Here is a 12,766-nt window from a genome sequence, read left to right on the forward strand (position 1 = left end):
GCCGGCACCGACCCTGGTCGGTGCCGGCCCTCGCGTCAGCTCGGCGCCGGCCCTCTCGTCAGCCGCGCCGGAGCTGCTGGCCGGGGCCGCCGTCGCAGGTGTACTGCCTTACGACCGCGCCGTTCTCCAGGGCACCCCCGGTGATCCCCAGGCACTTGGCGCTGTGCCGGGCCACCAACGAGACGTGGCCGTCGGCGAGCTCGCGGACCGACCACTCCTGGTTCCGGCCGCCGTTGCAGGCGTACTGGAACACGTCAGCGCCGTCCGCGGTCGAACCGCCGCTCACATCCAGGCACTTGCCGCTGTGCCGGGCGACCACGGTCACATGACCGCTGCCCGTGGGTCGCAGGGACCATTGCTGATTGGCTCCGCCGTTGCACGCGTACTGCACCACGGCTGCCCCGTCGGCCGTGGCACCCCCGGTCACATCGGCGCACTTTCCGCTGTGGCGGAACGTCAACGGCTGCCAGACGTCGGCGGCCGCACCACGGAAGCTCCAGGACTGGTTGGCGCCCGTCGTCGGCCGGTAGACCCCGACGGGCGCACCGTCCCCTGTGGCCCCACCCAGGACGTCGAGCAGCAGGCCGGTGGCCTTGTTGATCAGTGTGGCGTGCCCGTCGCCCGTGGTGGAGCGCACCCACTGCTGGGCGGTGGACGTACCGGGCGTGGCGAAAACGAGCGCGTCGCCGGAAACGGAGAGTGCCTTGCCCGACTTGGCGCTGGTGACGCGGTAGGCGGCCGTGCTGCCCCAGTCGGTCGGGGCCACCTTGGTGAGGGCCCACTGCTGCGCGCTGTCCGACGGGTCGGACGCACGCTGGACGGGCGCGCTCGTGCCACCGGCCGTGCCGACGGCGAGTGCCATCCCGCTGTGGTCGTTCACGAGCTGCCGCACAGCCCCGATGGGCGCGGTGGTGGCCGTGGTGTCCACGCCGGTGACCCCCGGCAGCACGAACGTGGTGACGGATCCTGCGCCGACGGTGGCCTTCAGGCTCTTGCCGGAGGTGGCCAGGTCGCTCCCACGCCGAAGGTTCTGGGCGGCGTCGGTGGTGTAGCGCTCCACAGGCGCGGTGCCGACGGTCTGGAAGCCCGTGAGATCGAGATCGACCTCTCTGGCCTCGCCGCTCGGGTTGGTGTGCACCACGACCACGCCTTGCCCGCCGGGGCGCAGGGCGGCAAGCGTCTGGGTGTCGTCGGTGTTGATGACGCGGGCGCCGGGGCGCACGAAGCGGCTGTACTGGGCCATCGCCCAGTACTTCTTGTTCTTGCGCAGCGGCTCGGTGGCCGCGTCCTGGGGGGTGAAGTCGGTCTGGATCAGACCCCAGTTGGAGTTCTCGTGGTCCGGGGTCATGTTCTGGTAGTCCTCGACGGCCTGCCACAGCACCCAGGCCCGGGGCTCCAGTTCCCTGATGTCGTCGTTGATGCGGCGTGTCAGGTCGAATGCGGGGCTCATGTCGGTGAAGCTCTGTCCGACGCTGCCGCCGAGGTCCACCTCGGACATCCACAGCGCAGTGTCCTCACCCTTGGCGATGTCCCGCACTCCGGTGCGGCCGCCGGTGCCGTAGGTATGGGTGTTGAGCCGGCCGACCGCGTCGCGCACGGTGGGGGCGTACTGCTCCCAGTTCGCCCGGAACGTGCCCGGGTTGGTCTCATCCATGGCGGCGATCGGCGTGGATATGCCCTTGGCGTCGAGGGTGGCACGGAGGGTGGTGATCATGCGCGCCTGGGATGCGGGACTCCAGTGGCTGCCCTCCTGGCCGCCGCCCGCACGCCAGTAGTCGGTGTTCGGCTCGTTGACCGGGGAGATCGAGTCGAAGGCGACGCCGGTGTTCTGCTGGACACGTTGAAGCGCGCCCGTGAGGTAGGCGGCGAACCGGTCGTACTGGTCGGAACGGAGGTTGTCCTGCTTCGGGTCCACCGCCCCGGAGACGAGGCCGCTGTTGGTCATGAAGTAGGGGGCGGAGTTGGAGAACGCCTCGAAGGTGTCCGCGCCGCGAGCCTTGGCGGCGGTCACCCACCAGCGCTGATTGGCGTCGGCCTGGGGGTTCCAGTGCGTGGGGTTCTCTGGGTCCCACCAGTCGGGGCTCTCCGGCCCCGGTCGGTTCCAGTGGCCGGGGACTGCGCCTCCGGCGCGCATGTAGGGGACGGTCTCGGGGCTGTCACCGCCGCCGATGTTGTAGCGGGCGATGGTGAAGCCGAGACCGTCGGACCCGTAGAGCGCGTCAGCCAGGCGGGCGCGCTGCGCCTCGGGCCAACCGCCGGTGACATTGGCGAACCAGGCCAGTGCGGTGCCCCAGCCCTCGAACGCCGGCTGCTGATAACTGGGGTCGAGACGGACGTTCACCACGGAGGCGGTCGTATCCGCCGCGACGGCGGACGGCGCGGTCGCTGCGGTCAGTGCGGGTACGACGAGTGCGGCGGCGATACCTGAGGAGGTCAAGGCAGCTCCGCGACGACGGAGGCCCGGGTGGCGCCTTGGGCGGGGCACCGAGAACAGGGGCAAGGGACACACGTACGGCTCCTTGTGAGTGTGCGGGGGGAGGCGCCGCTGTCCCGCAAGTCAACTGCGGCACAACGGCGTTGGTGCACATGGGGGCGCCGGTCAGGGGGATGTGTGCGTGACACTGCTTCCGGTCGGCACTGCCGTAGCGGGCCTGCGGATGACTGCCGCCCGCCCGCTGCCGGGACACCACTCGCATCGGGCGTTTGCCACCGCGACAGAGCGCGGTCCGCGCGCAGTCGTACGCGAGGGACAAGCCCGGACGTTCGCGAGGTACTCAAGCCCGAACCGCTGACCGGCGGCGGACGATCGCCTTCCTCGTCACCGGGAGCAGCGGGCAGCGCGCACCCTATGGCGAGCGTGCGGGTGAATGAGCGCCCGCGGAGATACGCCGCGCACGTACGGACGGCACAGCGAAGACAGCTCCCGGCACCCCTGACCGAAATGACCGCCGCGTGACGTCTTGCGAGCCACCCCTTCATGTTCACGTAAACACGAGCGGTCCGAGGAGAGTCTGAAAGCGACTCAGGGCTCTGTCAAGGAGGGGCACAACATTCGCCCACTGCGGCGAACGCGACCTGACCACTCGTCAGATCGCTGGCCACACGCGCCCGTAGGCGCGCCGCGCGTCCCGTACGGTCAGGACAACAGCCGAACCGTCCAGGAGCCCCGAGGTGACGGCCCTTCGTGCGGCAGCCGACCGGACGGCTCCTGGCGTCGCACACATGCCCACACAAGCACCAGAACGTCGAACTGGGAGCGTGGGTCAGTAGACAACTCCTGGAATGCCGCGCCTCGTGGTGAAGTGCGGCTGCCGAGCGCTGCTCTTGAAAAGGCGTGGCTGCCGGGCAGTCGTGATGCGAAAATCAGTCCGCAACTTGATCCACATCCGCGTCCCGGAGGTCCGCATGGACGTCGCCTCGCTGCTGCCGTTGACCACGGCCCGGTTGTCGCTGCGCCTGTTCACTCCCGGCGACGCCGACGACCTGTACGCCTACCAGAGTCTGCCGAGCGTGGCGCGCTACTTGTACCGGCCGGCGCACACGCGTGAGCGCAGCGAGCAGGTTGCCGCCGAGCGCGCGGCGCAGACGGCCTGGAGCGCCGACGGGGACAAGCTGGCGCTCGCTGTCTGCCGACGCGATGAGCCCGGCGTCCTTGGCGAGGTGAGCCTCCGCCTGGCCGATGCCCGCGCCGCCCAGGCCGAGATCGGCTGGACGCTCGACCCAGGCCACCAGGGGCACGGCTACGCGACCGAGGCGGCCGCGGCGCTGGCCGGGTTTGCCTTCGACACGCTGGGCGTGCACCGGCTCTACGCACGGCTGGATGTGGAGAACACCGGGTCTGTGCGGGTCTGTGAGCGCCTCGGGATGCGCCGGGAGGCACACCTGGTCGAGAACGACCTCGACGGGGATCGCTGGGGCAGCGAGTACATCTACGCGGCGCTGTCCGCGGATCTTGGCGGTCGATCAGGCGATTGAGCTCGACGCCGCCTCCTGTTCGTGATCTTCCATCGGGGAGCATCCTGGTATGTCTGGTGGGGATGGCCTGTTCGAGGTGGATCCGGCGGCGGTGGTGAAGCCGGAGACCGCGCCGACGGTTGCGGTGAAGAAGACCTTCCGGGCGTTCGTCCCCGATCAGATGCTGATGCTGCCGCCGTCACTGGACGAGTGGCTGCCCGAAGGGCATCTGGCCCGATTCGTGGCCGAACTGGTCGAAGAGCGCCAACTCGCATGCGGCACCGACACGTTCATGGCCACCGGCCGACTCTCCCGCGACGAACAGGTCCCGCCCGTGCCCCGGGGACGCACCCCCAAGGAGCGCATGGTCCGCGAGCTGCGGACCAAGCCCGCCAAGGCCCCCTACAGCCGCCGCAAAGCCATCGTCGAACCCGTCTTCGGCCAGATCATGACCTCCCAGAACGGCCGCCAACTCCTGCGAAACGGGGCCGCGAAACCAGGGCCCGGTCCGTCGCGCCGGCAACGCGCCGCACCGTGCCACCCGGGAAGCGTCCCGGCCGGGCCCACCGCGGCGCACGCCCCGGCTCCTCACCCCCCGTGCGGCTAACCCCCTGTGTACCGCGCCGTACTCCTGCGCACCACGAGGTCGGTCGGCACCAGCGTGGTACCCCTCAGGGTTTCGCCACGCAGTTCACGCAGGATGGCGTCGACACACAACTGGCCTACCTTGGCGAAGTCCTGACGAACCGTCGTCAGTGGCGGGATGAACGAGCCCGCGTCAGGAATGTCGTCGAAGCCGACGACACTGACGTCCTCGGGCACCCGTCGGCCACGCTCGTGGAACGCCCGCAGCACGCCGAGAGCCATCTGGTCGTTGGCCACGAAGACCGCCGTGCAGTCCAGCTCGTCGGCAAGGCGCAGACCGGCCTCGTAACCGGCGTCCGGGGTCCAGTCACCCCTGAGCAGCGGGGGAACCGTGCGGCCCTCCTGGAGCAGGAGCTCCTCCCAGGCCGCGGCACGGTGGCCGGCCGCGAACGACTCCTCCGGTCCCGCGACATGCCACACGGTGCGGTGACCGAGGTCCAGCAGATGCCGCACCGCCGAGTGGGCGCCCTGGCGCTGATCCGTGTCGACCACGGGGAAGCGGCCCGACGAGTCCGAGTCCACCACGACGACCTTCACATGCGGCGGCAGGGTCAGGGAGGCCGTGTCGAGCAGGTGCACCTCCATGATCAGCGCCACCGCGTCCACGGCGAGCTCGTCCAGCCTGGTGAACGCGCCCTTGACGTTGTCCTGGGTCGGCGCGTCCAGCGGGAGCAGCGTGACGGCGTACCCCTCGCGCGAGGCGCAGTTGGCGATGGCTTCGAGCGTCCGCACGTTGCCGGTGCTGGACAGCCCCATGGTGATCACACCCATGGTGCGGAAGTCACCGCGCTTGAGGGCGCGCGCCGCGCTGTTGGGCCGGTATCCGAGCTCTTTCATCGCGGCCAGCACCTTTTCCCGCGTGCTGTCGACGACGGCCGAATCACCGTTCGAAACACGTGAGACCGTCTGCGACGAGACACCGGCGAGCTGGGCGACGTCCGCCATCGAGACGCGGCGCGGCCCGCCTCTCAACCCGCGTCGACCGCCGCCACCGGCCGTATTCACCGACCCACTCGTGCTCTTGTCCGCCACCGGAATCCCTCCCATTGACCACCGTAACGTGCTTGACGCCCCCCACCGGGAGTGTCACCATCACGCTACCGATGATTACGTAAACATTTCTCATCGACCAGCCCCGGTCCCGGCCTCTTCCGGCCCAGGCCCCGTCACCAGCTCCCCGTCTTCGGACCGATCGGTCACCGACGCAAGGACCCACCCATGACGCTCCTGTCGACGCGCGCCACGGCAGCCCCGCCGCCCCGCCAACGGCTCCGCTTCCGTCCACGTAAACAGTCTCTCGTGGGCTGGGGCTTCGCCGGTCCGTTCGTCGCGGTCTTCGCGCTCGTCTTCCTCGCGCCGATCGGTTACGCCCTGTACCTCAGCCTGTTCCGGGACCGGCTCATCGGGGGCACGTCCTTCGTCGGCCTCGACAACTACGGCGACGCCCTCGGTGACCCGCACTTCTGGGAGGGCCTGGTCAGAGTAGGCCTCTTCCTGGCGGTGCAGGTGCCGGTCATGCTGGGCATCGCGCTGCTCGCGGCCCTCGCCATCGACAGCGGCAGGCTGTACGGCGCGTCCTTCTTCCGTGTGGCGATCTTCCTCCCCTATGCGGTTCCCGCCGTCGTGGCGAGCCTCATCTGGGGCTTCATGTACGGCACTCAGTTCGGCCTGGTCGGCAATGTCAACGACGCCCTGGGCATCACGCTGCCCGACCCGCTCTCTCCCTCTCTCGTGCTGGCCTCCATCGGCAACATCGTGACCTGGGAGTTCGTGGGCTACAACATGCTGATCTTCTACTCGGCGCTCAAGGTCGTCCCCCGCTCGCTCTACGAGGCGGCCGCGATCGACGGCGCCGGGGAGTGGCGCGTCGTGACGTCCGTGAAGCTGCCCGCCATCCGCAGCGCGGTGGTGATCGCGACGATCTTCTCGATCATCGGCAGCTTCCAGCTGTTCAACGAGCCGAGCATCCTGCAGAAGCTCGCGCCGAACGCGATCACCAGCGACTTCACTCCCAACCTGTACACCTACTCGCTGTCCTTCTCGGGCCAGCAGCACAACTACGCGGCCACCGTGGCGATCGTGATGGGTGTCATCACCGCGATCATCGCCTACGCGGTCCAGCTGCGCGGCATGCGGAAGGGCTGAGCGATGACCACCCCCCTCACCACCGGATTCACCGGCACAAGGGCTTCGGCGGCCCCTCCCCCGCAGGAACCCACACCTCCGGCCGGCTCCCGGAAGACGGCCACGGGCCGCGCCTCCTTCGGGCACCGCGGCAGCCGCCTGCGCACACCCTTGAATCCGCGCCCGAGCGTGTCACTCACCCTGCTGGCCGGCCTGGTTCTCGTATACACGCTGCTTCCACTCGCCTGGCTCTTCATCAACGCCACCAAGGACCAACAGGGGCTGCTCGACTCCTTCGGCCTGTGGTTCAGCGACGACTTCGACCTCTGGAGCAATGTCAGCCGGACCCTGTCGTATCAAGACGGGGTGTTCGTCCGCTGGCTGCTGAACACGCTCCTCTATGTCGCCGCGGGGGCCGGTGGCGCCACCGTCCTCGCCGTCCTGGGGGGATACGCACTGGCGAAGTACGACTTCCCCGGCCGCCGTGCGGTGTTCGCGGTGGTCATCGGAGCCGTCGCCGTCCCGGGAACCGCCCTCGCGGTGCCCACGTTCCTGATGTTCAGCAACATGGGGCTGACGAACACACCGTGGGCCGTCATCATCCCGTCTCTGGTCTCGCCCTTCGGGCTCTATCTGATGTGGGTCTTCGCGGCCGAGGCTGTTCCCACCGAGCTGCTCGAAGCCGCACGCATCGACGGCTCCGGCGAACTGCGCACCTTCTTCCGCATCGCGCTGCCACTGCTGATGCCGGGGACCGTCACCGTGCTGCTCTTCTCCATGGTCGCGACCTGGAACAACTACTTCCTGCCGCTGATCATGATCAAGGACCCCGACTGGTACCCCCTCACCCTCGGCCTCAACGCCTGGAACGCCCAGGCGCAGACCGCCGGCGGAGACGCCGTCTTCGACCTCGTCATCACCGGCTCCCTGCTGACGATCATCCCCATCGTCGCGGTCTTCCTGCTGCTTCAGCGGTACTGGCAGTCGGGTCTCGCGGCAGGAAGCGTCAAGGAGTAGACCTCACTGGCGCTGACCGCCTTCCACCCCACCTGACTTCCACCACACCGGCCTCCCCTCCGTCCCTGCCTTCCCCCAGCCCTTGTTTCTCCTCACACCGAACTACCACCAGGAGCACACGCCATGAGATCCCACACCACCCGCAGGTTCCTCGGCGCGGTCGCCGCGGGCTGCGCGCTCACGCTCGGCGCGACGGCATGCGGGTCTTCGCCCGAGGACACCCCGCAGGGCAGCCCCCAGGACGTCAAGTCCGCCCTGGAGAAGGGCGGCAAGGTCACGGTGTGGGCCTGGGAACCCACACTGAAGAAGGCGGCCGCGGACTTCGAGAAGAAGTACCCGAAGGTCGACGTCGAACTGGTCAACGCCGGCACCGGGGACGAGCAGTACACGGCGTTGCAGAACGCCGTCGCCGCAGGATCCGGCGCCCCCGATGTGGCACAGATCGAGTACTACGCGCTCGGACAGTTCGCCATAGGCAAGACGGTCGAGGATCTCTCCGGCTACGGCGCGACCACCCACGACAAGGCCTTCACCCCCGGCCCGTGGAACGCCGTCACCGAGGACAAGGCCATCTACGCCCTGCCCATGGACTCCGGCCCCATGGCGCTGTTCTACAACAAGAAGGTCTTCGACAAGCACCACATCAAGGTGCCCACGACGTGGGACGAGTACGTGGAGGCCGCCCGCGCCCTGCACAAGGCGGACCCCAAGATCTCCATCACCAACGACACCGGCGACGCGGGCGCCACCACCAGCCTCATCTGGCAGGCGGGCGGCCGTCCCTACAGGACGCAGGGCACCGACGTCACCATCGACTTCGGCGACGAGGGCACCAAGAAGTACACCTCCACCTGGCAGAAGCTCCTCGACGAGGACCTGGTCGCACCCATCAGCTCATGGAGCGACGCGTGGTACAAGGGCCTCGCGGACGGCTCCATCGCGACCCTGTCCATAGGCGCGTGGATGCCCGCCAACTTCACCTCCGGCGTCGCCTCCGCCTCCGGTGACTGGCGCGTCGCCCCGCTGCCCCAGTGGACGCCGGGCGCCGAGGCGAGCGCCGAGAACGGCGGCAGTTCGCTCGCCGTCCCCAAGGCCGCCAAGAACAAGGAACTGGCCTACGCCTTCGCCGAGTACGTCACCACCGGTGAGGGCGCCTCGGCCCGCGTCGCCGAGGGTGCCTTCCCCGCCACGCGTGCCGACCTCCAGTCGCGGAAGTTCCTCGACACCGAGTTCCCGTACTTCGGCGGCCAGAAGGCCAACCAGATCTTCTCCGAGTCCGCCCGCAACGTCGGCGCCGACTGGTCCTACCTGCCCTACCAGGTGTACGCGAATTCCGTCTTCAACGACACCGTGGGCAAGGCCTATGTGTCGTCCACCTCGCTCGCCGAGGGGCTGAAGTCCTGGCAGCAGGCCGGTGTCAAGTACGGCGCCGACCAGGGTTTCACCGTCAACAAGTAGTCCCACCGGCCTCCCCGGCCCGTCACACGCGTTGCGCCTGAAGGGGCCCGCACCATCCGGTGTGCGGGCCCCTTCAGGCGCGGTGCGTCTCAGACCGGGCCGGGTGCCATGGCTCCACCGAAAGCATCTTCAAGAGCCCTCCGGACCGCCGGGCTTCCCCAGCGGTTCCGTCAGGGCCTGCAGGATGCGTGGTGCGACGCGCTCAGGCAGTTGCTGGGCGTCGTCGCGGGTGCCGTGGCTGGCGCGGAGTGCGGCCAGGCCCTCGAACAGCGAGATCATCAGGCGGCTCAGGTCGGTCACAGCGATCACCGGCCGGCGGTCCAGTCGGGCCAGTGCCGCCGTCAGCAGCGCGGCCAGGCCCTCGACCAGCCGCTCCTCGCGCTCGGCCAGCGCCGCGGCCAGCTCCGGGTGGCGGGCCGCGTGCAGGGTGAACTCCATGGAGGCGAGGAACCACTGCGGCTCACGAGCCCGCTCGCCGATCCGGGCGAGCAGCCGGTCGAGGGTGTCAGGGCCGGCCGTGGGGCCGGCTGCGGCCTCCTGCAACGCGGCGAGCAGGTTGTCGGTGTGCACGTCGTAGAGGGCGAGGAAGAGTTCCTCCTTGTCGCGGTAGTTGGAGTAGAAGGCCCCCCTGGTCAGCCCCGCGCGCTCGACGATGTCACTGATCGATGTGGCATGGAAACCCCGCTCCGTGAACAGGGCCTGCGCGCTGTCGATGAGCGCGGCTCGGGTCACGGGGCGACGCTTGGTCGGAGTCTTGGGCACGCGGGGCCTTTCCTGGGGGCGGGTCGGATCAGCCTACGCACCGCTGGATCGGTAGTCGTCGTAGAACCCCTGCCCCGTCTTCGCCCCCAGGTGCCCCGCATCCACGTAGCGCTTCAGCAGCTCACGCGGCCCCTCGGGCAAGTGGGGGTTCTCGACGGCGTAGTGGTTCTCGATGTCGAGCACGACATCCAGGCCGACCCGGTCCATCATCCGGAACGGCCCGGCGTCGAGGCCCATGTTGATCTCCCACATCCGGTCCACGTCACCCGGGGTGGCAACGCCTTCGGCCACCACGGCCAGCGACTCGCGCTTGATGGCGGCCCAGATGCGGTTGAAGATGAAGCCCGTGCTCTCCTTGCGCGCCTCGAAGGGGTGGACGCCGTACCGGGGAAGCTCCTGGAGCAGGAAGTCCAGCACCTCCCGGTCGGTCCTACCGTCCGACATCAGGTCGACGGCGGCCTGCCGCGGCGGCATGTAGAAGTGCATGTTCACCACCCGCTCGGGGTGGGCCACGCCGTCGATGAACTGGCTGGTCGGGTAGGACGAGGAGTTGCTGGCCAGGATCGCGTCGGAATCCGCTTCCTTGTCGAGCTGGGCGAAGACCCGCTTCTTCAGGTCGAGGCGCTCGGGCACGGCCTCCACCACCAGCCAGGCGCCGGCCAGCGCCGCCGTCTCGTCGGTGCAGGCCACGGCCGTGCCGGGACGGCCGCCCTCGACCTTGGCGGCGACCTCGGCCACATGCTCGGCGACGAAGGCGGCGGCCTGGGCACCGACGGCCGGGTTGGGGTCGTAGATCCGCACCTCGCCGCCACGGGTGGCGAACATCAGGGCGATCCGGCGGCCGAGGGTGCCGGCGCCGATCACCGTGACCGGGCGCGAGGTGATGCCGGTGGGGAGGACGAAAGTCATGGCTGTGCTTCTTTCGGGAGCGGGACGCGGTGCCGGAGGCCGTTCGACTTGCCTGACACCACCCATCGGATACATGGTGTATCGGATACACGATGTATGCAAATAGGCCCCCGGCCGGAGAGAGAGCCCCCCATGCGTGCCGAAGACGTCCGCCGCCACATCAGCACCCCCCTGCGGACCCCCGTCTATCCCCCTCGCGCCCCCCGGTTCACCGACCGGGAGTACCTCAACGTCGTCTACCGGACCGACCCGGCCGCGCTGCGGGAGGCCGTGCCCGAGCCGCTGGAGCTCGGCGACGAGCCGCTGGTGCGGTTCGAGGTGATGAAGATGGGCGATGTCGAGGGCTTCGGCCCCTACCTGGAGTGCGGGCAGGTGATCCCGGTCCGGTACGGGGAGGAGCACGGCGAATACCTGCACGCGATGCACCTGAACCACTTCGGCGCCACCGCCGCCGGCCGCGAACTCTCCGCCTACCCCAAGACGATCGGCAGCCCGGCGCTCTTCCCCGACCAGGGCGCCCTGGTCGGCACCCTCGACTACGGCACCCAGCGGGTCGCCACCGCGACCATGGCCTACCAGTGGCAGCCGCTCGACCCGGCCGAGGCCCACGCGCAGATCGGTGCGCCGACCTACGCCGTGAAGATCGTCCCCGGCCGGGTCTGCGAGCTGGTCCGCACCCGGATCACCGACCTCACGGTCAAGGCCGCCTGGACCGGCCCGGCCCGACTGCAACTCTTCGAGCACGTCATGGCGCCACTGGCGGACCTGCCCGTGCTGGAGGTGGTCTCGGCCAGCCACATCGTCACCGATCTCACGCTGGCCCCCATGACGACGGTGCACGACTACCTCCTCGACCAGGAGGGGCCGCGGCGGCCTGTGGCCCGGTAGACATGGCCACGCCTGTCGTGGCGCGGCCGGCTCCGGAACACGCAGCAGCGCACGCCCCCGAGGTGGTGGGGGCGTGCGCCAGGGGGTACGGGCGTCAGACGGTGGTGCGCTTCCAGTGCTGGTTGTGGCCTCCGTTGCAGGTCCACTGATCAAGGGCCGCACCGTCAGCGGTGGACTGATTCACCACGTCGAGGCACTTGCCGCTGTGGCGGGCGGTCAGTGTCTCCCAGGTCACGTCCATTCCGGTCACGGTTCCGGCGGCGGTGTCGATCGTGACGTTCGAGAAGTAGTCCATGGTGAGCAGGAAGTAGACGCCGTTGCACTTGAACATCGCTGGCGCCTCACGCCAGTTGCCGGGCCACAGTCTCCGCACCTGGGACTCCACCGCCGTGTAGTCGGCAGTCAGGCGGTAGACGTGCAGGTCCGCGTTCTCATTGGCCGCGGAGATCATGTAGCCGGTGCCGTCGGTGTCGACAAAGGTGGTGATGTCGCGGGACATGTGGCCGAGCGGCCGGAAGCTTCCTTGCCAGGTGTAGTCACCGTCCACCGTGGCGGACGTCGCGACGGCGGCCCTGACCTCGCCGTAGTCGGAACCGTTCTCCTTGTGCATCCACATGACGAACCGGCCGGTCGCCTCGTTGAAGATGACCTTCGGCCGTTCGATGTTGGCGAAGTCCAGCTCCGGATCACTGACCTCCGTCAGCACATGGTTGCGGAACTCCCAGGTCCTGAGGTCGGAGGAGCGGTAGGCCGACACGTACGGGAACGTGTTGTCGGCGTTCCAGTTCTCGCCGAACCAGTAGTAGTACTGCCCGACCTTGATGACCCCTCCGCCGTGGGCGTGCACCGGGTCGCCGGCCGGGTCGGTGAACTGTGTGGCGTTGACGATGCTCACCGGGGCGGCCTGGGCGGTGCCGACCGCGGCGACGAGGGAGAGGAGTGGAGTGGAATGGGACGGGGGCACTGTCAAGACATCGCGCGCGCTGCCGTTGAGCCATCGGCGCCCCCG

The 12,766-nt window shown here is 69.0% G+C and carries 9 protein-coding genes and 2 pseudogenes; 6 read left to right on the plus strand and 5 right to left on the minus strand.

The genetic code is table 11. From position 1 onward, the window contains the following. Positions 1 to 58: 58 nt before the first annotated feature. Positions 59 to 2,437, minus strand: a complete 2,379-nt coding sequence (locus tag AC07FA_RS06995; protein WP_479073674.1) for an RICIN domain-containing protein — start codon at positions 2,435 to 2,437, stop codon at positions 59 to 61. Positions 2,438 to 3,405: 968 nt separating this feature from the next. Here AC07FA_RS06995 and AC07FA_RS07000 point away from each other — a divergent pair. Both AC07FA_RS07000 and AC07FA_RS07005 read left to right on the plus strand, forming a co-directional pair. Continuing rightward, the gene (locus tag AC07FA_RS07000; protein ID WP_479073675.1) at positions 3,406 to 3,975 is read left to right on the plus strand and encodes a GNAT family N-acetyltransferase; all 570 of its coding nucleotides are present in this window, start codon (positions 3,406 to 3,408) and stop codon (positions 3,973 to 3,975) included. A gap of 235 nt (positions 3,976 to 4,210) precedes the next feature. Continuing rightward, positions 4,211 to 4,441 (plus strand): annotated as a pseudogene (locus AC07FA_RS07005) (hypothetical protein); the annotation flags it as partial. A 116-nt stretch (positions 4,442 to 4,557) separates the two neighbouring features. Here the strand turns inward: AC07FA_RS07005 and AC07FA_RS07010 are convergent. Beyond that, entirely contained in the window at positions 4,558 to 5,544 is a 987-nt protein-coding gene (locus AC07FA_RS07010) for a LacI family DNA-binding transcriptional regulator (RefSeq protein WP_479073676.1), read from the minus strand. Between the two features lie 273 nt (positions 5,545 to 5,817). Here AC07FA_RS07010 and AC07FA_RS07015 point away from each other — a divergent pair, with 273 nt between their 5' ends. The 3 genes from AC07FA_RS07015 (at position 5,818) to AC07FA_RS07025 (ending at position 9,198) form a co-directional block, all read left to right on the plus strand. Continuing rightward, entirely contained in the window at positions 5,818 to 6,744 is a 927-nt protein-coding gene (locus AC07FA_RS07015) for a carbohydrate ABC transporter permease (protein ID WP_479073677.1), read from the plus strand. Positions 6,745 to 6,747: 3 nt separating this feature from the next. Next, a complete protein-coding gene (locus AC07FA_RS07020; RefSeq protein WP_479073678.1) occupies positions 6,748 to 7,740 on the plus strand; it encodes a carbohydrate ABC transporter permease in 993 nt (330 codons plus the stop codon). A gap of 123 nt (positions 7,741 to 7,863) precedes the next feature. Further along, positions 7,864 to 9,198 (plus strand): ABC transporter substrate-binding protein, encoded by a 1,335-nt coding sequence (locus tag AC07FA_RS07025; protein ID WP_479073679.1) that lies wholly within the window; start codon positions 7,864 to 7,866, stop codon positions 9,196 to 9,198. 129 nt (positions 9,199 to 9,327) lie between these two features. Here the strand turns inward: AC07FA_RS07025 and AC07FA_RS07030 are convergent, their stop codons facing one another. Both AC07FA_RS07030 and AC07FA_RS07035 read right to left on the minus strand, forming a co-directional pair. Next, positions 9,328 to 9,960 carry a TetR/AcrR family transcriptional regulator gene (locus AC07FA_RS07030; protein WP_479073680.1) on the minus strand — a complete coding sequence of 211 codons (633 nt, stop codon included), beginning with the start codon at positions 9,958 to 9,960 and terminating at the stop codon, positions 9,328 to 9,330. A 33-nt stretch (positions 9,961 to 9,993) separates the two neighbouring features. After that, positions 9,994 to 10,869, minus strand: a complete 876-nt coding sequence (locus tag AC07FA_RS07035) for a 3-hydroxyacyl-CoA dehydrogenase family protein (protein ID WP_479073681.1) — start codon at positions 10,867 to 10,869, stop codon at positions 9,994 to 9,996. A 132-nt stretch (positions 10,870 to 11,001) separates the two neighbouring features. On the opposite strand from AC07FA_RS07035, the gene AC07FA_RS07040 reads away from it, so the two are divergent. Then, the gene (locus tag AC07FA_RS07040) at positions 11,002 to 11,757 is read left to right on the plus strand and encodes an acetoacetate decarboxylase (protein ID WP_479073682.1); all 756 of its coding nucleotides are present in this window, start codon (positions 11,002 to 11,004) and stop codon (positions 11,755 to 11,757) included. Positions 11,758 to 11,869: 112 nt separating this feature from the next. On the opposite strand, the pseudogene AC07FA_RS07045 reads toward AC07FA_RS07040, so the two are convergent. Then, positions 11,870 to 12,727, minus strand: a pseudogene (locus tag AC07FA_RS07045) (family 43 glycosylhydrolase); the annotation flags it as partial. Positions 12,728 to 12,766 lie beyond the last annotated feature (39 nt).

The organism is Streptomyces sp. NPDC045968 (assembly GCF_056430475.1).

Coding starts and splice junctions, on each gene's coding strand:
- AC07FA_RS07000 (WP_479073675.1), top strand. CDS start 3,406: ATGGACGTCGCCTCGCTGCTGCCGTTGACCACGGCCCGGTTGTCGCTG.
- AC07FA_RS07035 (WP_479073681.1), bottom strand. CDS start 10,869: ATGACTTTCGTCCTCCCCACCGGCATCACCTCGCGCCCGGTCACGGTG.
- AC07FA_RS07015 (WP_479073677.1), top strand. CDS start 5,818: ATGACGCTCCTGTCGACGCGCGCCACGGCAGCCCCGCCGCCCCGCCAA.
- AC07FA_RS07040 (WP_479073682.1), top strand. CDS start 11,002: ATGCGTGCCGAAGACGTCCGCCGCCACATCAGCACCCCCCTGCGGACC.
- AC07FA_RS07025 (WP_479073679.1), top strand. CDS start 7,864: ATGAGATCCCACACCACCCGCAGGTTCCTCGGCGCGGTCGCCGCGGGC.
- AC07FA_RS07020 (WP_479073678.1), top strand. CDS start 6,748: ATGACCACCCCCCTCACCACCGGATTCACCGGCACAAGGGCTTCGGCG.
- AC07FA_RS07010 (WP_479073676.1), bottom strand. CDS start 5,544: ATGGCGGACGTCGCCCAGCTCGCCGGTGTCTCGTCGCAGACGGTCTCA.